At 72.8% G+C, this 20,559-nt stretch carries 20 protein-coding genes; 13 read left to right on the top strand and 7 right to left on the bottom strand.

Annotated elements, in window-relative coordinates:
• Positions 1 to 14: 14 nt before the first annotated feature.
• Both GJR97_RS05695 and GJR97_RS05700 read right to left on the bottom strand, forming a co-directional pair.
• Entirely contained in the window at positions 15 to 1,640 is a 1,626-nt protein-coding gene (locus tag GJR97_RS05695) for an LVIVD repeat-containing protein (RefSeq protein WP_165307390.1), read from the bottom strand.
• Positions 1,641 to 1,765: 125 nt separating this feature from the next.
• Entirely contained in the window at positions 1,766 to 2,734 is a 969-nt protein-coding gene (locus GJR97_RS05700; protein ID WP_154345554.1) for a LysR substrate-binding domain-containing protein, read from the bottom strand.
• An 82-nt stretch (positions 2,735 to 2,816) separates the two neighbouring features.
• On the opposite strand from GJR97_RS05700, the gene GJR97_RS05705 reads away from it, so the two are divergent.
• From GJR97_RS05705 to GJR97_RS05760, 12 genes are all read left to right on the top strand, one after another.
• The gene (locus tag GJR97_RS05705) at positions 2,817 to 4,331 is read left to right on the top strand and encodes a 2-hydroxymuconic semialdehyde dehydrogenase (RefSeq protein ID WP_154345555.1); all 1,515 of its coding nucleotides are present in this window, start codon (positions 2,817 to 2,819) and stop codon (positions 4,329 to 4,331) included.
• Positions 4,328 to 5,203 (top strand): 2-keto-4-pentenoate hydratase, encoded by an 876-nt coding sequence (locus GJR97_RS05710; protein ID WP_324613202.1) that lies wholly within the window; start codon positions 4,328 to 4,330, stop codon positions 5,201 to 5,203. Before GJR97_RS05705 ends, GJR97_RS05710 begins: the two co-directional genes overlap by 4 nt.
• Positions 5,200 to 6,129 (top strand): acetaldehyde dehydrogenase (acetylating), encoded by a 930-nt coding sequence (locus GJR97_RS05715; RefSeq protein WP_154345556.1) that lies wholly within the window; start codon positions 5,200 to 5,202, stop codon positions 6,127 to 6,129. The genes GJR97_RS05710 and GJR97_RS05715 overlap by 4 nt, the downstream gene beginning before the upstream one ends.
• Entirely contained in the window at positions 6,126 to 7,169 is a 1,044-nt protein-coding gene (dmpG, locus tag GJR97_RS05720; RefSeq protein WP_154345557.1) for a 4-hydroxy-2-oxovalerate aldolase, read from the top strand. Before GJR97_RS05715 ends, dmpG begins: the two co-directional genes overlap by 4 nt.
• Positions 7,166 to 7,999 carry a 2-keto-4-pentenoate hydratase gene (locus tag GJR97_RS05725; RefSeq protein WP_195760616.1) on the top strand — a complete coding sequence of 278 codons (834 nt, stop codon included), beginning with the start codon at positions 7,166 to 7,168 and terminating at the stop codon, positions 7,997 to 7,999. The genes dmpG and GJR97_RS05725 overlap by 4 nt, the downstream gene beginning before the upstream one ends.
• Complete coding sequence (locus GJR97_RS05730) at positions 7,996 to 8,460, top strand: RidA family protein (protein WP_129235362.1); 465 nt, start codon at positions 7,996 to 7,998, stop codon at positions 8,458 to 8,460. The genes GJR97_RS05725 and GJR97_RS05730 overlap by 4 nt, the downstream gene beginning before the upstream one ends.
• Positions 8,457 to 8,981 (top strand): 3-hydroxyanthranilate 3,4-dioxygenase, encoded by a 525-nt coding sequence (locus GJR97_RS05735; RefSeq protein WP_129235361.1) that lies wholly within the window; start codon positions 8,457 to 8,459, stop codon positions 8,979 to 8,981. The genes GJR97_RS05730 and GJR97_RS05735 overlap by 4 nt, the downstream gene beginning before the upstream one ends.
• Before the next feature lie 4 nt (positions 8,982 to 8,985).
• Entirely contained in the window at positions 8,986 to 9,978 is a 993-nt protein-coding gene (locus GJR97_RS05740; protein ID WP_324613203.1) for an amidohydrolase family protein, read from the top strand.
• Positions 9,975 to 11,294: a kynureninase gene (gene kynU / locus GJR97_RS05745; protein WP_324613204.1), complete on the top strand. Its 1,320-nt coding sequence runs from the start codon at positions 9,975 to 9,977 to the stop codon at positions 11,292 to 11,294. Before GJR97_RS05740 ends, kynU begins: the two co-directional genes overlap by 4 nt.
• An 82-nt stretch (positions 11,295 to 11,376) precedes the next feature.
• Positions 11,377 to 12,930 (top strand): PucR family transcriptional regulator, encoded by a 1,554-nt coding sequence (locus GJR97_RS05750; protein ID WP_154345558.1) that lies wholly within the window; start codon positions 11,377 to 11,379, stop codon positions 12,928 to 12,930.
• An 83-nt stretch (positions 12,931 to 13,013) separates the two neighbouring features.
• Positions 13,014 to 13,199 carry a DUF1918 domain-containing protein gene (locus GJR97_RS05755; RefSeq protein WP_129235638.1) on the top strand — a complete coding sequence of 62 codons (186 nt, stop codon included), beginning with the start codon at positions 13,014 to 13,016 and terminating at the stop codon, positions 13,197 to 13,199.
• Between the two features lie 74 nt (positions 13,200 to 13,273).
• Complete coding sequence (locus GJR97_RS05760) at positions 13,274 to 14,041, top strand: SGNH/GDSL hydrolase family protein (RefSeq protein ID WP_154345559.1); 768 nt, start codon at positions 13,274 to 13,276, stop codon at positions 14,039 to 14,041.
• A gap of 29 nt (positions 14,042 to 14,070) precedes the next feature.
• On the opposite strand, the gene GJR97_RS05765 is transcribed toward GJR97_RS05760, so the two are convergent.
• Together GJR97_RS05765 and GJR97_RS05770 are read right to left on the bottom strand one after the other, a co-directional pair.
• The gene (locus GJR97_RS05765) at positions 14,071 to 14,565 is read right to left on the bottom strand and encodes an FBP domain-containing protein (RefSeq protein WP_154345560.1); all 495 of its coding nucleotides are present in this window, start codon (positions 14,563 to 14,565) and stop codon (positions 14,071 to 14,073) included.
• Positions 14,566 to 14,626: 61 nt separating this feature from the next.
• The gene (locus GJR97_RS05770) at positions 14,627 to 15,979 is read right to left on the bottom strand and encodes an aminotransferase class V-fold PLP-dependent enzyme (RefSeq protein WP_229276019.1); all 1,353 of its coding nucleotides are present in this window, start codon (positions 15,977 to 15,979) and stop codon (positions 14,627 to 14,629) included.
• A gap of 303 nt (positions 15,980 to 16,282) precedes the next feature.
• Between GJR97_RS05770 and GJR97_RS05775 the strand changes: the two genes are divergently transcribed.
• Complete coding sequence (locus GJR97_RS05775) at positions 16,283 to 17,893, top strand: stealth family protein (protein ID WP_229276029.1); 1,611 nt, start codon at positions 16,283 to 16,285, stop codon at positions 17,891 to 17,893.
• A gap of 23 nt (positions 17,894 to 17,916) precedes the next feature.
• On the opposite strand, the gene GJR97_RS05780 is transcribed toward GJR97_RS05775, so the two are convergent.
• The 3 genes from GJR97_RS05780 to GJR97_RS05785 all read right to left on the bottom strand — a co-directional run bounded on the left by GJR97_RS05780 (position 17,917) and on the right by GJR97_RS05785 (position 20,545).
• Positions 17,917 to 18,894 (bottom strand): phosphodiesterase, encoded by a 978-nt coding sequence (locus GJR97_RS05780; protein WP_324613205.1) that lies wholly within the window; start codon positions 18,892 to 18,894, stop codon positions 17,917 to 17,919.
• 130 nt (positions 18,895 to 19,024) lie between these two features.
• On the bottom strand, positions 19,025 to 19,603 hold the full coding sequence (locus GJR97_RS18130) for a hypothetical protein (RefSeq protein WP_229276020.1): 579 nt from the start codon (positions 19,601 to 19,603) through the stop codon (positions 19,025 to 19,027).
• Between the two features lie 120 nt (positions 19,604 to 19,723).
• Positions 19,724 to 20,545 carry a universal stress protein gene (locus GJR97_RS05785; RefSeq protein ID WP_195760619.1) on the bottom strand — a complete coding sequence of 274 codons (822 nt, stop codon included), beginning with the start codon at positions 20,543 to 20,545 and terminating at the stop codon, positions 19,724 to 19,726.
• Positions 20,546 to 20,559 lie beyond the last annotated feature (14 nt).

Here is a 20,559-nt window from a genome sequence, read left to right on the forward strand (position 1 = left end):
AGGGATGTCTCGGCTCAGCTCGCCGCGGACGACTCGGCGCCGGGCAGGCCGACGACCGGATCTCCGAGCAGCGGCGTCGAGACCGCGTAGATGCCGTGGTTCGAGAACAGCCAGATGAGGTTGCGATCCCACTCGACGAAGATGCCGTGCACGGGGGCCGCGAGGTCGTCGTCGTCCTTGAGCCCCATCGGCGGCACGAAGTACGCCCCGACCTTCGGGTCCTCGGGGTCGCGGACGTCGAAGATCTGCAGGCCCGCCGCGTAGAACGCGTAGGGGATCACGCCGCCGTGCGGGGTCCCGGTGTTCGTGAAGTACCCCGACCGCTTCGGGCCGAACGATCCGCGACGCTGTGCCCAGTCGGTGAACTTCGCCTCGGCGGGCGGCATGGGGCGGGGCATGGTGCGCACGACGCGCGGGTTCGTCGGGTCGCTCACGTCGACCTGGTAGATCTCCTTGGCGGGCTCGTAGCAGTCGGTGTTCATGGGGTAGCCGGAGACGTAGACGTAGCCGGTCTCCTCGACCTGGGTCGTGTCGACGTTGTCGCCCTCGGTGCCGGCGACGCTGGAGGGGAGCTCGCACCAGCCGACGTGGTGGATGTCCGACGGGTCGGAGACATCCAGCACGAAGAACCCCTGGCCGCCCTGGGCCGCGTAGGCGTAGCGGTAGCCCGACTCCACCGAACGCGGCATGAACACACCCATGCGGGAGCCGAACCAGGAGGTCTTGTTGTTCCAGCGGTCGTTGCCCGCGAGGTACTCGGAGGCGTCCTCTTCTCCGGCGCGCGAGCCCGGCACCCACCAGGTCGAGAGCAGCTCGGGCTTCTCCGGGTCGGTCATGTCGTAGGCCGCGTGGCCCGCGGTCCAGAGCGTCGTCCTGTAGGGCTGGTTGGTGAACGTGTTGTCGGGCGCGGTGGCGACGAAGAGGTACCTGTCGCCGTAGTAGACGGGCAGGTCGAGGACGCCGTTGCCCTCCTGGATCTCGTCGGGGCCGTGGTTCGGGTCGGTCGAGGTCTCGTTGATGAGGATCCAGTCGCGCGGGCTCGGGCCGTTCATCCGGAACGTGCGGAAGCCGCGCAGGCCCTCCCACTCGAGCAGCTGGCCCTCGACGGTGTCGTCGGTCCACTTGTTCGCGACGCGGCCCTTGAGGAAGTAGCGGGGCGTCTCGCTCGCCTGGACCGCGAGGTGCGTGCCGAGCTTCTCGTTCCACTGCACCGTCGTCGCGCCGAACTGCGGGCGGGGGTCGCCCCAGCCCCACTGCTCCTCGTCGACGACCTTCAGGTCGCGGGGGTCGGTGATGTCGTAGAGCTTCCAGTGGTTGCCTCCGCCGTAGTGCAGCATGTAGCGCGTGCCGTCCATGTCGTAGATGCACTGCCACGAGTGGCTCGTGTTCACGACGATCGGGTAGAACGCCTCGGCGGTCGCGTTCAGCGCGTAGGTCTCGGGGTCGCGGTAGTCGAGCTGGCCGGGCCAGTCGACGAAGACGTCACGCGGCACCGAGGGCGTGTGCGCCGGCGGCACGAAGGTGCCGTCGGGCTGCATCCCCCACGTCCCGGGCGCCGGGTCGGCAGGCTCGCCTGCGACTCGCTCGAAGTCCTCCGGGCGGTACTTCTTCGCATCGGGAACGTAGGGGGATCCGGCCATGACGCCTCCAGGGTCGGGAGAAGAATCGGGTTCGACGCCTCCACGCGTCGACCCCTTCAGCGTCATCGGCCGGATCGATGCTGTCCAATATCTATACGGCTCGTTGCCATGACCATATGGGCATATCAGTGGAATGGCGCGGCCTCTGCCGTGGCGTACTCGCGCTCGAGCGCCGCGAGCCGAGCCCCCTCCTCCCGGAGGTGCATGAGGAGGGCGGCGGCCGCGGGTGACGGCGCGCGATCCTTCGGGAGCGTGACCCCGACCGATCGGCGGATCGAGCTCAGCGGCGTCGGCAGGATCTTCACGTCCCGGTCGTCGACGGCGATGAACATGGGCAGCGCCGCGATGACATCCGTCGACACGAGCAGGCTCCGGAGGGTCAGCATCGACGTGCACTCCACCCGGTCCGCCGGCAGCGGGAGCCCCTCGTGGAAGAACACCGCCTCGAGTTCGGCCCGGAGCGCCGTCTGCGCGACCGGGAAGATCCACGGGAAGGCGAGCAGCGCGGCGAGCGAGGTCCCCCGCGTGCCGGTGTGGACCGGATGGCCCGCCCTGGCCACGAGTCGGATCGGCTCGTGGTGCAGGCGCTCCTGTTCGAGACGCACGGGCACCGTCGGCGAGAGGCGGCCGACGGTGAGGTCGAGGTCGCCCGAGAGCAGGAGCTGCTGCAGCGTGTCGGGCGTGCCCTCGCGGACGACGACGGTGAGGCGCGGGTGATCCGACTTCAGCGCGGCGATGGCTCGAGGCAGGAGCAGGTTCGAGCCCGCGAGGTGCGTACCGACCGTGACCGTGCCGAGCTGGCCCGTCTGCATGAGGCGGACCTCCTCGTCGGCCGCGCGGAGCTCGGCGAGCACAGACCGCGCGCGCTCGATGAACGGCCCGCCGTACTGCGTGGGAGCGACGCCCCGCGGCATCCGCTCGAACAGCTGCACTCCGAGGAGGTCCTCGACCTCGCGGAGGCCGCGCGTGACGACGGGCTGGGTGATGTGCAACGACTCGGCGGCGCGCACCAGCGTGCCCTCGTCGGCGATGGCGGTGATGAGCACGAGATGCCGGAGCTTGAGCCGGCCGTCCAGGAGTCGATCGGTGACCATGGCCCGGACTATAGCCGTATGGGCATGGCAGTGCATCACAAGAGCATTTGTCGGCATCGCTTCGCATTCCTAGCCTGAACGCATGCCCTCCCCGACGACGCCGGCACCGCTCACGGCCCCTCTCCCGACGCGGAGCTCGACCCCCCGCGAGCTCCGAAACGTGATCGGCGGCGAGTCCGTCGACGGGGTGGGCACCTTCGAGAAGATCGACCCGGTCGACGGCACGCCGATCGCCGTGGTGCACGAGGCCGGACCACGGGAGGTCGACCGCGCGGTCGCCGCCGCGCGGGCGGCGCTCGAGGGCCCGTGGGGTCGCATGCCCGTCGCCGAACGCGCCCGGCTGCTCCGGCGGGTCGCCGACGTCGTCGAACGTCGCAGCGAGGAACTCGTGGCCGCAGAGGTCGGCGACACCGGCAAGCCCGAGACGCTCGCCCGCGACCTCGACGTCGCGCGCGCCGCGGCGAACTTCCGCTCGTTCGCGGACACCGCCTCGGCGGCCGGCCTCGACTCCTACCTCACCGAACTGCACGACGGTCGCCGAGCGCTCAACTACGCGGTGCGCGCCCCGCTCGGCGTGGTCGCCGTGATCGTGCCGTGGAACCTCCCCCTGCTCCTGCTCACCTGGAAGCTCGCTCCGGCACTCGCGTCCGGCAACACCGTCGTGGTGAAGCCGTCCGAGGAGACCCCGTCATCGGCCACGCTGCTCGCCGAGATCATCGCCGAGGCCGGCGTCCCCGACGGCGTCGTGAACGTCGTGCACGGCTTCGGCCCGGGATCGGCCGGCGAGCACCTCACGACCCACCCCGGCATCGACGGCGTCACCTTCACCGGCGAGTCCAGCACGGGCTCGGCCATCATGCGAGCGGTCGCCCCGCGCGTCCGGCCCGTCTCGTTCGAGCTGGGCGGCAAGAACGCCGCCATCGTGTTCGCCGACGCCGACCTCGACGCGGCGGTCGCCGGCCTCGCGCGTTCGACCTACCTGAACACCGGTCAGGTCTGCCTCTGCACCGAGCGCATCTACGTCGAGCGCTCGGTCTTCGACGAGGTCGCGGCCGGCCTCGCCGACCACGCCCGGCGCCTCCGACTCGGTCGCCCCGAGGACCCCGCGACGACGACCGGTCCGCTCGTCTCGGCGGCGCATCGCGAGAAGGTCCTCTCCTACTACGACCTCGCGCTCCACGAGGGTGCCGAGCTCCTCGCGGGCGGCGGCATCCCGACCCTCGGCGACGGACTCGACGCGGGCTCGTGGATCGAGCCGACCCTCTGGACCGGCCTGGGGAACTCGAACCGGACCGTGCGCGAGGAGATCTTCGGACCTGCCGCGGTCGTCATGCCCTTCGACACCGAGGAGGAGGCGATCGCGCTCGCCAACGACACCGAGTACGGCCTCGCCGCGGTCACCTGGACGACCGACCTGGCGCGCGGCCACCGGGTCGCCCAGCGCATGCGGGTCGGCATGTCGTGGGTCAACACCTGGTACCTGCGCGACCTCCGCAGCCCGTTCGGCGGCGTCGGACTCTCCGGCATCGGTCGAGAGGGCGGAATGCACTCGCTCGAGTTCTACACCGAGCCCACCAACGTCTGCGTGCAACTGTGAGCTCCCCGCAGACCGCGACGACCGACGCGATCGGAACCCCGGAAGCGATCCACGCCGCCCAGGCGCGGCTCCATGCTGCATCGTGCGCCCGGGTCACCTGCGCGCCCGTGCGCGACCTGCTCGGCGAGGACACCCAGGAGGCGGCCTACGCCGTCCAGTCCCTCGGCATCGACCGTCGGGTGACGGCAGGCGCACGGATCGTCGGTCGCAAGGTCGGACTGACCTCGCCGGCCGTCCAGGCGCAGTTCGGCGTTTCCACGCCCGACTACGGCGTGCTCCTCGACGACATGATCGCCGACGACCGCGAGCCGCTCGACCTCGGCCGGTTCCTGCAACCGCGCGTCGAAGCCGAGGTGGCGTTCGTCCTCGGACGCGACCTCGATTCCCCGACCACCCATGTCGCCGACGTGATGCGCGCCACCGAGTTCGTCCTGCCCGCCATCGAGGTCGTCGACTCGCGGATCTCCGGCTGGGACATCCGCATCGCCGACACCATCGCCGACAACGCCTCGAGCGGCGCGGTCGTCCTCGGGACGACCCCCCACCGGCTCGACGGGCTCGACCTGGCCGGCGTCGGCATGCGGCTCGACCGCGACGGCGAACCGGCCTCGACCGGCGCAGGCTCCGCGTGCCTCGGGAGCCCCGTGATCGCCGTCGCCTGGCTGGCACGGGCGGTCGCCCGGCACGGACGACCCCTGCGTGCGGGCGAGGTCGTGCTCTCGGGAGCCCTCGGCCCCATGGTCGCCGCGACGCCCGGGCACTTCCACGCCCGGCTCGACGGCCTGGGCGAGGTGCGCACCGAGTTCACCGGACGCGCCGCGACGACACCGGCGGTGGATGCGCCCACCACGACCGACGGAGGAGCAGCATGACCACGGACGTCGCCATCATCGGCTCGGGCAACATCGGCACCGACCTGATGATCAAGGTGAAGCGGCTCTCGACGCACCTGAGGGTCGTCGCGATGGCCGGCATCGATCCCGACTCGGACGGACTCGCCCGCGCTCGCCGCCTGGGGGTCGCGACGACGCACGAAGGCGTCGACGGCCTGGTGCGGCTGCCGGAGTTCGCCGACGTCGAGCTCGTGTTCGACGCGACGTCGGCCGCGGCGCACGCACGCAACGACGCCGTCGTGCGGGACCTCGGGCGATTGGTGGTCGATCTCACGCCCGCCGCGATCGGCCCCTACGTCGTGCCGGTCGTGAACCTCGGCGACCACCTCGACGCGACCAACGTCAACATGGTCACCTGCGGCGGCCAGGCCACGGTCCCGATGGTCGCAGCGGTCTCGCGCGTGGCGCCGGTCGCCTACGCCGAGATCGTCGCCTCCATCGCGTCCCGGTCCGCCGGTCCGGGGACCAGGGCGAACATCGACGAGTTCACGCAGACGACGGCGCGTGCCATCGAGGTCATCGGCGGCGCGGAGCGCGGCAAGGCGATCATCGTGCTGAATCCCGCCGACCCCCCGCTCATCATGCGAGACACGGTGTACTGCCTCGTCTCGGGCGAGCTCGATCGGGGGGCCGTGCGGACGTCCGTCGCCGCCATGGCCGCCGACGTGCGGACGTACGTCGGCGGGTACGACCTCAAGCAGGACGTGCAGTTCGATCGGGTCGAGGAGGCCTTCGTGCCGGCTCTCGGGCGACCGTTCAGCGGAACCCGCGTCACGATCCTGCTCGAGGTCGCCGGCGCCGGCCACTACCTGCCGGAGTACGCGGGCAACCTCGACATCATGACCTCGGCGGCACTGCGCACCGCCGAGCACCTCATCGCCGACCGGACGGGAGTACCGGCATGACCGCGACGACGCCACGGGTCTACCTCCAGGACGTCACCCTCCGCGACGGCATGCACGCCATCGCCCACCGGTACGGCACCGATGAGGTCCGCGAGATCGCGTCGGCGCTGGAGGCGGCCGGCGTCGACGCGATCGAGGTCGCGCACGGCGACGGGCTCGGCGGGTCGAGCGTCGCCTACGGGCATGGAGCCAGGACCGACGAGCAGTGGATCGAGGCGGCCGCCTCCGTGCTGCGGCGAGCGCGGTTGACCACGCTGATCCTCCCCGGCATCGGCACGATCGACGACCTCGCCCGCGCGCGCGACCTGGGCGTCGGCAGCGTCCGGGTCGCGACCCACTGCACCGAGGCCGATGTCGCGGAGCAGCACATCGCCTGGGCGAAGGACCAGGGCATGGACGTCTCGGGGTTCCTCATGATGAGCCACCTGAACGACCCGCGCGGGCTCGCCGAGCAGGCTCGGCTCATGGAGTCCTTCGGCGCGGACTGCGTCTACGTCACCGACTCGGGCGGACGCCTGACGATGCGCGACGTCGCCGACCGCATCGACGCCTACCGCGACGTGCTCGACCCGGCGACCGAGATCGGCATCCACGCGCACGAGAACCTCTCCCTGAGCGTGGCGAACAGCATCACGGCGGTCGAGCACGGCGCCACCCGGGTCGACGCGTCCCTCGCCGGGCAGGGCGCGGGCGCCGGCAACTGCCCGATCGAGGCGTTCGTCGCGGTCGCCGACCTGCTCGGCTGGTCCCACGGCGCCGACCTCTTCGCCCTGCAGGATGCCGCGGAGGACCTGGTGCGCCCGCTGCAGCGCCGCCCGGTGCGCGTGGACCGCGAGACGCTCACGCTCGGCTACGCGGGCGTCTACTCGAGCTTCCTACTGCACGCCGAGCGCGCCGCCGAGCGCCATGGGCTGGACGCCCGCGACATCCTCGTCGAACTGGGGCGCCGCCGGATGATCGGCGGCCAGGAGGACATGATCGTGGACGTCGCGCTCGACCTCGCCGCGGCACGCGCGGGGGCCGCCGGGGGTGCGTCATGACCGAGGACCTCGCCGTCGAGGCATCCGCTCCACCAGCGCCCCGCACCGCACCCGGCCGGACCGCGCGCCTCGCCCACGCGCTCGACGAGGCGCAACGACGGGCGCTCCCGATCGCACGGCCCTCCGACGATCGACCGCTCGACCTCGACGCGGCGTACGAGGTCCAACGCGCGCTCGTGTCGCTCCGCACCGCACGCGGCGAGCGCGTCGTGGGCGTGAAGCTCGGCTTCACCAGCCGCGAGAAGGCGCGGCAGATGGGCGTCGACGACGTGATCATCGGGAGCCTGACCGACGCGATGCGCGTCGTCGACGGCGACGCCGTCCCCGCGGGCCGCGGAATCCATCCCCGGGTCGAGCCCGAGATCGCGTTCCTGCTGGGACCGGGGATCGCCGATCCCGACTCCGAGGCGTCCGCCGCGATCGCCGCGGTGGCGCCGGCACTCGAGGTCATCGACTCGAGGTACCGGGACTTCCGCTTCGACCTCGGCGACGTGATCGCCGACGACGCGTCGGCTTCGGCGTTCGCGATCGGTCCGTGGCGGGCCGCCGACGCCGCCGCGACCCTGGCGAACCGCGCGGTCGCCCTCGAGCTCGGCGGCCGTCAGGCGCAGGTGGGCTCGACCGCGGCGATCCTCGGCGACCCGCTCCGCGCCATCCCCGCCGCGCAGCGCCTCGCGCGCCGGCGCGGGCTCGAGCTCCGCGAGGGCATGGTGCTGCTCGCGGGCGCCGCGACCGCCGCCGTGCCGGCGCCCGCGCGGGGCTCCGTCGCGGCAGAGGTGGCCGGGCTCGGGCGGGTCTCGGTGCGCGTGGACGAGGAGGAGACGCGATGACCGCCGACGCCATCACCGTGGACGGGAAGGCGACGCCCCGCGGACGCTTCCCGCACGCCAGGCTCGCCGGCGGCTTCGTGTTCGTCTCCGGCACGAGCAGCCGCCGCCCCGACAACACGATCGAGGGCGCCGAGGCCGACGAGTTCGGCGCGACGAGGCTCGACGCGGCGACGCAGACCCGCGCGGTCCTCGAGAACATCCGAGGCATCCTCGCCGAGGCGGGGTGCGGGCTCGGCGACCTCGTGCAGGCGACGGCCTACCTCGTCGACATGAACGACTTCGCCGCGTACAACGCCGTCTGGGCGGAGTACTTCGACGAATCCGGACCGGCCCGGACCACGGTCGCGGTGCATGCGCTCCCGCATCCGCACCTGCGCATCGAGATCCAGGCCGTCGCCCGTCACCCGGTCGGCGACGAGGCCGAACGAACCACCACCACCACCACCGAGGAGGAACCGTGACCACCATCCCACCCGTCATCGACTTCGCCGCCTGGATCCGCGAGCACGAGCACCTGCTCAAGCCGCCGGTCAACAACAAGCAGGCATGGGAGCCGATGGGCGACTTCATCGTGCAGGTCGTCGGCGGTCCGAACCAGCGCACCGACTTCCACTTCGACCCGTACGAGGAGTGGTTCTACCAGTACCGCGGGAACATGCACGTCAACATCCAGACCGACGAGGGCCTGCAGCGGATCGACATCCGCGAGGGCGAGATGTGGCTGCTCCCCGGCAACGTGTACCACTCCCCCCAGCGTCCCGAGGCCGGCTCGATCGGCATCGTGATCGAGCGCATCCGCGAGGAGGGCACGCTCGAGAGGTTCGCCTGGTTCTGCCCGAACTGCGACACGAAGGTGCACGAGGTCGAGCTGCAGGTGCGAGACATCGTCGAGGACCTTCCGCCCGTCTTCCGCGACTTCTACGAGAGCGAGGAGGGCCGCACGTGCCCGAAGTGCGGCACCGTCCACCCGGGCAAGGGCTGACCGGGTGGGGTCGATCGACGTCCACACGCACTTCGTGCCGAACGGCTGGCCCGACCTGACCGCCCGCGTCGGGCCGGGCACCTGGCCGTCGTTGCGCGTGGACTCCGAGCGCGAGGCCATGATCCTCGTCGGCTCGAGCGAGTTCCGTCGGATCGAGGCGAACTGCTGGGACGCCGGGGCGCGCGTGGCGGACATGGATCGCGACGGCGTGGACATCCAGGTCATCTCGCCGACGCCCGTCTTCTTCTCGTACGACCAGCCGGGCGATCGCGCTGCCGCGGTGGCCCGGATCTTCAACGACCTCGCGCTCGAGGTCTGCGCACCGGCGCCCGAACGCCTGGTCCCGTTCGCGCAGGTGCCGCTGCAGGACCCGGACGCCGCGTGCGCCGAGATCGACCGCGCGATCGAGTCGGGGCACCGCGGCATCGAGATCGGGAACCACGTGGGCGATCGCGATCTCGACGACGAGGGCATCGTCACGGTCCTGCAGCACTGTGCGGCGCAGGGCGTGCCGGTGTTCGTGCACCCGTGGGACATGCCCGAGTCGCCCCGACTCGACCGATGGATGGCCCGCTGGCTGACGGGGATGCCGGCCGAGACCCACCTGTCGATCATCGCGATGATCCTCGGCGGCGTGTTCGATCGCGTCCCGCCGTCGTTGCGCATCGCCTTCGCGCACGGCGGAGGCTCCTTCGCGTTCTGGCTCGGTCGCTTCGAGAACGCGTGGCATCGCCGACCGGACCTCGTCGGCGTCAGCGACCTGCCGCCGTCCGCGTACCTCGAGCGCTTCAGCGTCGACTCCGTCGTCTTCGATCCGGCGGCGCTGCACCTGCTGGTCGAGACACTCGGCGCGTCGCAGGTGATGCTCGGCAGCGACTACCCCTACCCGCTGGGCGAGTCCCCCGTCGGCGACGTCGTCGCGCGCTCGGATCGCCTCGACGATGCCGAGCGGGCCGCGATCCTCCACGACAACGCGCGGCGCTTCCTCGCGCTGTGACCACGCAGACCGACCCGAGAGGCGGACCGATCATGCTGCACCCGGACTCGACGGCCCCCGGCCCGACGACGATCGACCGCGCGACGTGCGAGTCGCTCGACGCGGCCGACCCGCTGGCACCGTTCCGCGAGCGATTCGACCTCCCCGACGGGATCGTCTACCTCGACGGCAACTCGCTCGGCGCGCTGCCCCGCGCCACGCGGGCGCACGTCGACCGGGTCATCGCGGAGGAGTGGGGCATCGGCCTGATCCGGAGTTGGAACGACGCCGGATGGTTCGCCAAGCCGCAATCGGTCGGGGACCGCATCGCTCCGCTCATCGGCGCGGCGGAGGGCGAAGTCGTGCTCGGGGACTCGACCTCGGGGAGCCTGTTCCAGGTGGTCACGGCGGCCGCACGCCTCCGACCCGACCGGAACGTGATCGTGGCCGAGCACGGCAGCTTCCCCACCGACCTCTACGTGATCGAAGCCGTCCAGTCGATGGCGGGCGGCGCGACGCCGCTCGAGCGTCGGCTCGTGCGCGACGGGGGTCCGGCGCTCGACGAGCTGCTCGGCGACGACGTCGCCGTCGTCGTGCTCACGCACGTCGACTACCGGACCGGGCGGATGCACGATCTCGCCGAGGTCACGGCGCGCGTGCACGAGGCGGGCGCGATCATGGTCTGGGACCTCTGCCACAGCGTGGGCGCGGTGCCGATCGACCTCGGGGCGGCCGGCGCGGACTTCGCGGTCGGATGCACGTACAAGTACCTGAACGGAGGGCCCGGATCGCCGTCGTTCATGTGGGCCGCATCACGGCACCACGAGGCGGCGAGGCCCGCGGTGACGGGTTGGCACGGGCATGCCAGGCCGTTCGACTTCGAGATCGGATACGAGCCGATGAGCGGGATCGGCCGGTTCCGGGTGGGCACGCCGCAACTGCTCTCGCTCGCCGCGCTCGAGGCGAGCCTGGACATCTGGGCCGAGGTGGACATGTCGCTCGTGCGGGAGAAGAGCCTCAGGCTCACCGAGCTCTTCATGGCGCTCGTGGACCGCAGGCTCGGCGCGTGGCCGATCGAGGTGGTGACGCCACGGCGATCGACGCGGCGCGGGAGCCAGGTCGCCCTGCGCCATGAGGACGGCTACGCGGTCATGCAGGCGCTCATCGAGCGCGGCGTGATCGGTGATTTCCGGGCGCCGGACCTCATGCGGTTCGGGTTCACCCCGCTCTACGTCACGCATGCTGACGTGTGGGATGCGGTCGAGTCGCTCCACGACGTGCTGGAGAGCGAGGTCTGGCGCGAGCCACGGTTCGCGCACCGAAGCGCCGTCACCTGAGGGCGGGTCGAATCACCGGGCTGTACACTCGGCGCTGAGTGTTCGACTCGACGTACATTCTCGACCGAGGCGAGGATCACCGATGAAGCCCACCGTGCGCACCCTGCTCGGCCGAGACGACCTCGCGCTCACGCTGCTGACCGACGCGGCGTCGCTGCCGGCGCATGCCCTCGACGCCGCGGTGCCCTGGGTCCACAGCTCCGACCTCGCCGATCCGGCGCCGTTCATCGAGCCCGGGCAGGTCCTGCTCACGACCGGCACCCAGTTCGGCGCAGACAGCGGCAGCGACGACCCGGCCGGTTTCGACGCGTACGTCGCGCGTCTCGCGGGCGCCGGGGTCTCGGCCCTCGGCTTCGGCACGGAGGTCGTCCGCGACGGCACGCCCGCACTCCTCGTCGAGGCCTGCGCACGCCATGGCGTGCCCCTCTTCGAGGTGCCGTACCGCACCCCGTTCATCCGCGTCGCGCGCACGATCGCCGAGCTCAACGCGGCCGACGCGAACGCCCGCCAGGCCTGGGCGCTCCAGGCGCAGCGGGCGATCTCGCTCGCCGCACTCCGGCCCGACGGCCTGGGCGCGACGCTCAGCGAGCTGAGCAACCGCCTCGGCACGTGGGTCGGGCTGGTGGATGCCGCGGGCGCCCTCGACCGCGAGGCGCCCGTCGGCGGCCTCGGCCAGCCCGCACTCGGCGAGGTCGTCGGCGAGGCGCGGACGATGCTCCGACGCGGGCAGCGCGCGAGTCGCACGCTCGAGGCGGGCGCCTCGGTGGGCAGGGCGCAGCGGATGACCCTGCAGACGCTCGGCGCCGGCGGTGCGCTGCGCGGCGTGCTCGCCATCGGCGACTCCCCCGAGCTCGACCAGGCGGGCCGGGAGGTGGTGACCGCGGTCATCGCGCTCGCCGGGCTCGCGCTGGAGCAGAACCGCGACCTCGACCGGGCGCGCGGGCACCTCCGTTCGGGCCTGCTGCGGTCGATGCTCGCCGGTGACGTCGACCTCGCGGCCGAGGTCTCCGCGGAGATGTGGGGCCCGCTGCCCGCCGAACCCGTGCGCGTCGCCGTGGCCGACCTGCCGCCCGACCACGCCGATCGGCTCGCGGAGTTCCTCGAGCTCCGGGTCGACGACCGCGACGGCCGGCTCTTCTTCGGACGTGACGGCGAGTCGGTCGTCGTCGTCTGCCAGGACGACGACCGCGAGGTCGCCGACGAGCTCGCGAACGAGTTCGACGTGCCCGTCGGCGTCTCCGACGCGGCATCGCTCGCCGAACTCGCTCGCCTGCACGAGCAGGCGCTGCGCGCCGTCGAGCGCGCCCGCGAGACCGCACCCGGAGTGGTGTGGTTCGACGACATCAGCCGGCAGGGCGTCCTCGCGTTCCTCGCCCGCACCGACGCGCGTGCGGTCGCCCGCGCGACGCTCGAGCCGCTCATCGAGTACGACCGCGAGCAGGGCACGACGCTGCTCGAGACCACGCGGACCTGGCTCGAGCACGGCGGGCAGTTCGACGCGACCGCGCAGGAGCTCGGCGTGCACCGTCACACCGTGCGCAGCCGGATCGCGCTCGCGGAGAAGCTGCTCGGTCGCGACCTCTCGGGATTCCACGCCCGTGCCGACCTCTGGGCGGCGCTGCTCGCGACCGACTGACGCCGCCGTGCGGCCGGGGGCCGGAGGCCCTACCGGCCCCGGGCGCGTCGGCGTACCCTGACGGGAGGACGAGGAGGTTCGCGATGCAGGCGACGGTCGGCGACCGGCTGGTCATCCACGGCAAGCAGGTGGGCAGCGCGGAGAAGCACGGCGAGGTCCTCGAGGTGCGCGGCGCCGACGGCGGTCCGCCCTACCTCGTGCGCTTCGACGACGGACACGAGGCACTGCTCTATCCGGGCGCCGACTGCGAGCTCGAGCACGCCCACTGACCCCGGTCCGCCGGTGCGATGCCGGCGCCGGCGCGCGGTCGGGGCGGCGGATGCGTCGCGATAGCGTGGAGGCCATGTTCCACTCGTACGCGGCGATCGGCGACAGCTTCACGGAGGGCGTCGGCGACGAGTTGCCCGACGGCGTCTCCCGCGGCTGGGCCGACTTCGTCGCGCTCGGGCTCGCGAAGGCGGCCGCGCCCGAGCCGGTCCGCTACGCCAACCTGGCGATCCGGGGCCGCAAGCTCGGCCCGATCATCGACGAGCAGCTCGATGCGGCGATCGCGCTCGGCCCCGAGGTCATCAGCTTCAACGGCGGCGGCAACGACATGCTCCGCCCGCGCATGCCCGAGGAGGTGGTCGCGGACCGCTTCCGGCTGGCGATCCACCGCATCCGCGACGCCGGGATCCACGTGCTCATGCTGAGCGGCGCGAACCCGACCGACCACCTCCCGCTCGGCCGCGTGTTCGACGCGCGCGGCGCGCGCCTCACGGTCGCGCTGCAGGACCTGGCGCAGCTCGACGGCGTCACGTTCGTCGACAACTTCGGCGACCGGTCGCTCCGCGACATCCGCTACTGGTCGGCAGACAAGCTGCACCTCAACTCGCTGGGGCACGCGAAGGTCGCCTCGAACGTGCTCACCGCGCTCGGCGTGCCCGTGCCCGACGAGTGGGGCGTCGCCGAGGTGGCGGCAGCGCCCGCCGGCCAGAAGAGCCGCAACACCGCCACGTACTACCGCGAGTACGTCCTGCCCTGGATCGGCCGCCGCCTCACCGGGCGGTCCTCGGGCGATGGTCGCACGGCCAAGCGTCCGACGCTCGAGCCCGTCGCGCTCGACGCCTGACGGATACCGCGCGCCGCACGCCGGCGGGCTCAGTCGGCGAGGACGCCCTGGACGAACGCCCGCGTGCGGCGCGCGAGCCCGTCGATGCGCGACCACGCGTGCGAGCCGCTCCGCACCTCTGCCGGCGCGAGCGGCGCGTGCAGGCGCACGTTCTCCTGGCAGGAGAGGTCGCTGCAGGCGTACGTGCCCACCGTGCTGCCGTTCCGACCGGCCTCGCCCGCGCGTCGCGCGGAGAACATGGTGACCTGGTTCGCGGGCTGCTGCGTGTGGCAGAGGTTGCACATCCCGGCGCGGAACCGCGACGAAGGCGGGTCCGCAGCCCGGAGCACGATCCCGACGGGCTCGTCGTCGATCAGCGTGACGAGGTAGCCGCGTCGTCCGGCCTTGCGGTCGCGCCAGGCGAGCGCGTCGACGTGCTCCCAGTCGACCAGCAGGTACTCCAGCGGCAGCTCGAGCTCCTCGATCTCCCGGTCGGTCGCGTTCACGAACGACGACCGGAGTTCGTCCTCGCTGAGCGGACGCATCCGACCCCCCTTCGACCCGAACCAGTGTAGGCGCGTCGCCGCGAGCACCGGGCGCACGCCGTCAGGCGAAGCTCGGGCGCGGCCGATCGTCCGTCCGCGGGCACCACCCGGCCGGCGTTCGGTCGTAGGCGAACGCCGGGCCGTCGGCGACCAGCCGGGCGAGGCCATCGAGGAAGCGGTCGACGTCGTCGGCCGACGATCCCGCGCCGAGGCTGACCCGCAGGCCGTTCGCCCGGGTCGCGAGGCGGTCGAAGAACGGGTGCGCGCAGAAGCGCCCGGCTCGCACCGAGATGCCGTGCTCGGCCGCGAGCGCGGCGGCCACGAGCCCGACCGATCCGCGCTCGAGTTCGATGGTCGCGATCCCGAGCCGGTCGTCGAGGTCGTCGAACCCGCGCAGCACGCGCACGCCGTGCCGGGCCGCGAGCCCGTGGTGCAGCCGAGCTGCGAGCGCGTCCTCGTGGGCGCCTCGCGCGTCGTCGCCGAGCCGCTCGAGCTCGACGAGGGCGCGCGCGAGGGCCGCCGCGCCGACGACGTTCGGCGTCCCCGCCTCGTGCCGCTCCGGTCCGGTCTTCCACTCGGCGGACTCGATCGACACCGACTCGACGGCGCCGCCGCCGGCGAGGTGCGGGGCCGCGGCATCGAGCCAGTCGGCGCGGCCGACGAGTGCGCCCGCCCCGAACGGCGCGTACGCCTTGTGGCCCGAGAAGGCCAGGTAGTCGATGCCGGATGCCGCGAGGTCGACGCGTCGGTGCGGCAGCAGTTGCGCGGCGTCGACGGCGAGCCGCGCACCGTGGGCGTGCGCGAGGTCGGCCAGCGCCTCGAGCGGGAGCACCTCGCCCGTGAGGTTCGACGCGCCGGTGACGGACAGCAGTGCGGCCGGGCGGCGGGCGAGCTCGGCGGCGAGCTCGTCGAGCGTCGCCGCGAACGTGGGGCGCGCCGCGACGACGCGTCGCCCGCGCCGCTCCCACGGCAGCAGGTTGGCGTGGTGCTCGATGTCGAGGACCACGGTCTCGCCGGGCACGGCGCCGGCGAGCAGGTTGAGCGCATCGGTCGTGTTGCGCGTGACGACCACGAGGTCGTCGAGGCGGGCGCCGACGTGCCGCGCCACCGCGATGCGGGCGTCCTCGAGCAGCGCGGTCGACGCCTGCGACGCGTAGCCCGTGCCGCGGTGCACGCTCGCGTAGTAGGGCAGCACGGCGGCGACGTGCGCCGCGACCGCGGAGAGGGCAGGGGCGGATGCCGCGATGTCGAGGTTCACGTGCCGCACCCTGCCCCCGCCGAGCACCGGCACCTCGAGGCCGACGTCGACGAGCTCGGCGAGCGGGCCGGGCGCGACGCGCATCGCGCGGGCGTCGGCGGGCGCGCCCGACGCGGCGGGTGCGGCAGCGGGCACGGTGGTCGCGGTGCTGGTCATGACGCCTCCTGGATGGCGGGTCCGTCGAGGCTACGGAAGCCCGGGCGGGCGCCTCAACGGCAGCCCGTCACCGCGCGTCACCGCGCGACACGCGGCGCAATACGGCGGCGCCGTCGAGCGCCGCGAGCGCGCTCCCCCGCGGACGTACGATTGACCCATCCGGCGCACTCGCGCCATCCGCCCACCGGAACCGGAGCACCCCACGACGTGACGACGAACGAGCCCGACCAGCCCCGCGACGAACGCACCCCGATCGAGGGCGACGCCTTCCACCGGCGCACCCCCGACGATCGCGGACTGCAGCTGAGCGGGGTCCCCGAGCTCGTCCTCGTCGCCCCCGATGCCGAGCACGCGCGATTCCGTCGCGACGACCTCGTGGTGCGCCGCGGCCAGTTCGCGCTGCGGAACGGACATGCGACCCCGCACGAGTCGATGGTCGAGGACCTCCTCGCCGTGGCATCCGCCCTCGACGCCGGCCGGATCGACTACCTGCTCGTGCGCCGCGACGGCGGCCGGCCGGTGATCACGGTCGACCGCCGCGACCGCAAGCGCGTCGTCCGCGCCCTCTCGACCGCGTTCGCGAACGAGCCGTTCTACTCGGCGACGCTCGTGCCCGCCAAGGCGACGGACGCCCCCGACGTGCTCGTCGCCGACGGCACGCTCTCCACCGTGCGCAAGCCGCACGCCGTGCGCCTCTACCGGCCGCGCATCGAACCCGTCGGCCGGCTGCGCTACGGCGCGGAGTCCGCGGTCCAGCTGGAGTTCTGGCGCTTCGGCGACGACGTGATCGAAGCCCCGATCGAGAACGCGCTGATGCGCCGCACGCTCCCGCGCGGCGAGGCGGTCGAGGAGACCGTGCACCTGCACGGCCGCGACTGGCGGACGCTCGAGCACATGTGGCAGCCGCTCGCGAGCGACGTCGACTTCGAGATCGACATAGTGTTCTCGTGGGTCGACGGGTCCGACGTCGAGTTCCTCCGCGAGCGCGCCCGGCGCATGCAGACCTACGTCGTGGGCGAGGGCGACGACTCCGAGGCCCGCTACCGGCAGATCGACGAGCTGAAGTACGCGCTCCGTTCGGTGTACCTCTTCGCGCCGTGGGTGCGCCGCATCTTCATCTGCACCGACTCGCGCCCGCCGGCATGGCTCGCGAGGCACCCGAAGGTCACGGTCGTGCGCGCCGAGGACATGTTCGCCGATACGTCCGTGCTCCCGACGTACAACTCGCACGCGGTCGAGAGCCAGCTGCACCGCATCCCCGGCATCGCCGAGCACTTCCTCTACTCGAACGACGACATGTTCTTCGGCCGGCCGGTCTCACCCGACCTCTTCTTCTCGCCCGGCGGCGTGACGAAGTTCGTGGAGGCCGGGACGCGGATCGGCCTGGGCGACTCCGACCCGAGTCGGTCGGGCTTCGAGAACGCCGCGCGCGTGAACCGCGCCCTGCTCCACGAGCGGTTCGGCAAGGTCACCACGCGTCACCTCGAGCACTGCGCGGCACCGCTCCGCCGGAGCGTCATGGCCGACCTCGAGGCGACCTTCCCCGAGGAGTTCCGCCGCACCGCGGCGAGCCGATTCCGCTCGGCGACCGACATCTCCGTCACCAACTCGCTGTACCACTACTTCGCACTGCTCACCGGACGAGCGGTCGTGCAGACCGACGCGAAGGTCAAGTACATCGAGACGACGCTGCAGCGCGCCCTGCCCGGGATGAAGCGGCTGCTGAAGCGTCGCGACATGGACATGTTCTGCCTGAACGACGGGAGCTTCCCCGAGATCTCGGTCGAGGAACGCACCGAGGCGGTCATCGACTTCCTCGAGCGCTACTTCCCGTTCGCGGCACCCTGGGAGAAGCCCCGGCCGGATGCCTCGGCGCCGGCCGCGACGGACGAGCGGCCGAGCCTGACCGCCTGACGACGTGGGCGCCCGGCGTTCGCCTACGGACGCAGCGAGAGGGTCGACGGCGGTGCGACGAGCGGCGGCAGTCCGGCGACGGACGACGCGGCGTCGGGTGCCGGTGCAGGCGTCGCGGCAGCATCCGGGATCACGATGCCGTCGGCGGAGAGGCGACGCGCCGACTCGTCGGCGTCGATGAAGTCGAGCGGCGCGTGGTCGCCGAGCGGCACGACCGAGTGCAGCACGGTCGTCGGGTACACGTGCACGAGGTTGAAGGCGCGAGCCCCGTCCCACCCGCGCGTGCCGCCGGCGGGCACCGTGAGGTCCTGCGTGTAGCAGCTCGCCGAGGCGACCGAGACCGGGACGCCCGCGAACGTCGCCGTCGAGGAGTAGTGCAGGTGCCCGGCGATGATCGCGCGGATGTCGCTGCCCGCGACCACCTCGGCGAGCGCGGACTGGTCGCGGAGCTCGACGGAGACTGCGAGGTCGAGCACGCTCGGCACGGGCGGGTGATGCATCGCGAGGATCGTGCCGTGCGGCGCGGGGATGGCGAGTTCCTCGGCGAGCCAGTCGAGCTGGTCGCCCGAGACCTCGCCGTGGTGGTGGCCGGGCACCGTCGAGTCGAGCGCGATCACGCGCAGCCCGTCGACGTCGTCGACGCGGTCGACGGGACGTTGCCCGCCGATGCCGTCGCCGAGGAGGCCGCGCCGGAACGCGTCGCGCTCGTCGTGGTTGCCCATGACCCAGATGACGCGCGTGCCGAGCCTCGCGGCGACGGGGTCGACGATCCGCCGGATCAGCTCGTACGCCTCGGGTTCGCCGCGGTCGGCGAGGTCGCCGGTGAACACGATGGCGTCGGGACGCCCGCCGGATGCCTCGAACTGCTCGAAGAGCTCCTGCAGGTGCCGGTCGGCCGCGACGCGGTCGTAGAGCCGCCCGCCTCCGGCGAGCAGGTGCGTGTCGCTGACGTGCAGGAGGAAGTGCGACGGCCGAGGGTGCTCGGCCTGCCGGGTGCTCACGTGGGCTCCGATCGTTGCGGGGTGCGTCCGGGTGGACACGACGCTAGCGCACCACGCCGATCCGAACGACAGGTGACTGCGGAGTGTGACGCAGCTGAACGGGACTGGCGCCGCGACGGAGCTCCGGCGGTCAGTCCTTCGTCTTGTCGGGGCGGTTCTCGGCGCCGGGCGGATCCGGCCGGCCGTTGCCGTTCGACTCCTCGGTCGGCTCCGGGGCGGTCGTCGGCTCGACGCCCGTCGTCGGCTCCGACTCGATCGGCGCATCGTCGGCCGGAACGGTCGGCGCGGGCGTGGTCGGGGTCGCGGGCGTGGTCGGCGGTGCGGTCGTCGCCGTCGGACGGTCGGTCACGGGGCTCGGCATCACGAACCCCGAGCTCGGTCGCGGCGTGGCCTCGTCGTCGACCGTTCCGCCGCCCTCCGCGACCGGAGGCATGGAGATCACCGCGGCGGTCGTGGCGAACGCCGTGCCGGAGACGAGGAGCGCGCCGGCGATGAGCACGAGCAGGCGATGCGCGGAGATCCACGGGAGGACCGGGCCGGCCCGGAACCGTGCGACCGCGTCGCCCACAGCTGCGAGTGCGGCCGCCGCGGCGGCGCCCACCGCGGCGACGGCCCGGCTCAGCGGACCGGTCGCTCCGACGGGTGGGGCCGCGTGACGGCCTCGCCGCCCTGCACCTTGGCCCGCCCCCGGGTCTTCCATGCCGTCCATCGCCTCGTCCGTCGTACTGTCGCAGTGCAGCAGCATACCTGCGGAACGGCGTCGGCACCTCCCGAACGGGGGGTCTCGACCTGCGCTGCCGGATGCGGCATCCGCTGATCGACGAACCGGTCAGGCGACCGCCCAGCCGACGAGGTACGCCTCGACCGCCACCTGGGGCACGACGACGACGGGCCCGGCGAGGTTCATGAGCAGGTCGGCGTTCGTGCGGCCGAGCGGCAGGAACCCCCGGCTCGCGACGCGGCGCCCGGTCACGGTGAGCACCGCCCTGCGGGACACCGCGATGAGCGCCTCGGCGGCGTCCCCGCCCGTGCTGCGGACATCGACCTGGACGTCGGGCGCACGCTCCGCGACGATCTCCGCCGCCCGCTCGAGCGCCCGCTCGTCGACCTCGTCGCCGTCCGCCGCGCGCAGCAGCACGATCGGCTCCCCCAGCCGGCCGGCCTCCTCCGCCGCGAAGCGGACGGCGTCGTCGCTGTCGGGCCCCTCCGACACCCCGACGGCGACGCCCGAACGGCCGCGCCACGACGTGACCGGGACCACCGCACTCGGCGACGCGGCGACCGCGGCGAGCTGCAGGCTCCGCGAGCCCATCGCACGGCCGTGGAAGTACCCGACCTTGTGCGTGCCGACCACGACGAGGTCGGCGTCGCGGGATGCCTCGGCGAGGGTCAGGATCGGGCTCCCGACCGCGACGACGCCGCGGACCTCGAGTTCGGGCGCGGTCCGCCGCGCGACGTCCACCTCGCGCTCGGCTCGATCCTCCGCGGTCGCCCGGAGCTCGACGAGGGCCGACCCCCCGAGGCTGCCCCAGCCGTCGTCGACGACGGTGACGAGGACGAGCGCGTCACGGGTGCGCTGCGCACGCCGGGCCGCCCATTCGACGGCGGCACGGCTCGCGACACTCCCGTCGGCGCCGACCACGATCGTCATGGGTCCAGCATCCG

Source organism: Agromyces kandeliae, from assembly GCF_009674665.1.
GTDB classification, from domain to species: domain Bacteria; phylum Actinomycetota; class Actinomycetes; order Actinomycetales; family Microbacteriaceae; genus Agromyces; species Agromyces kandeliae.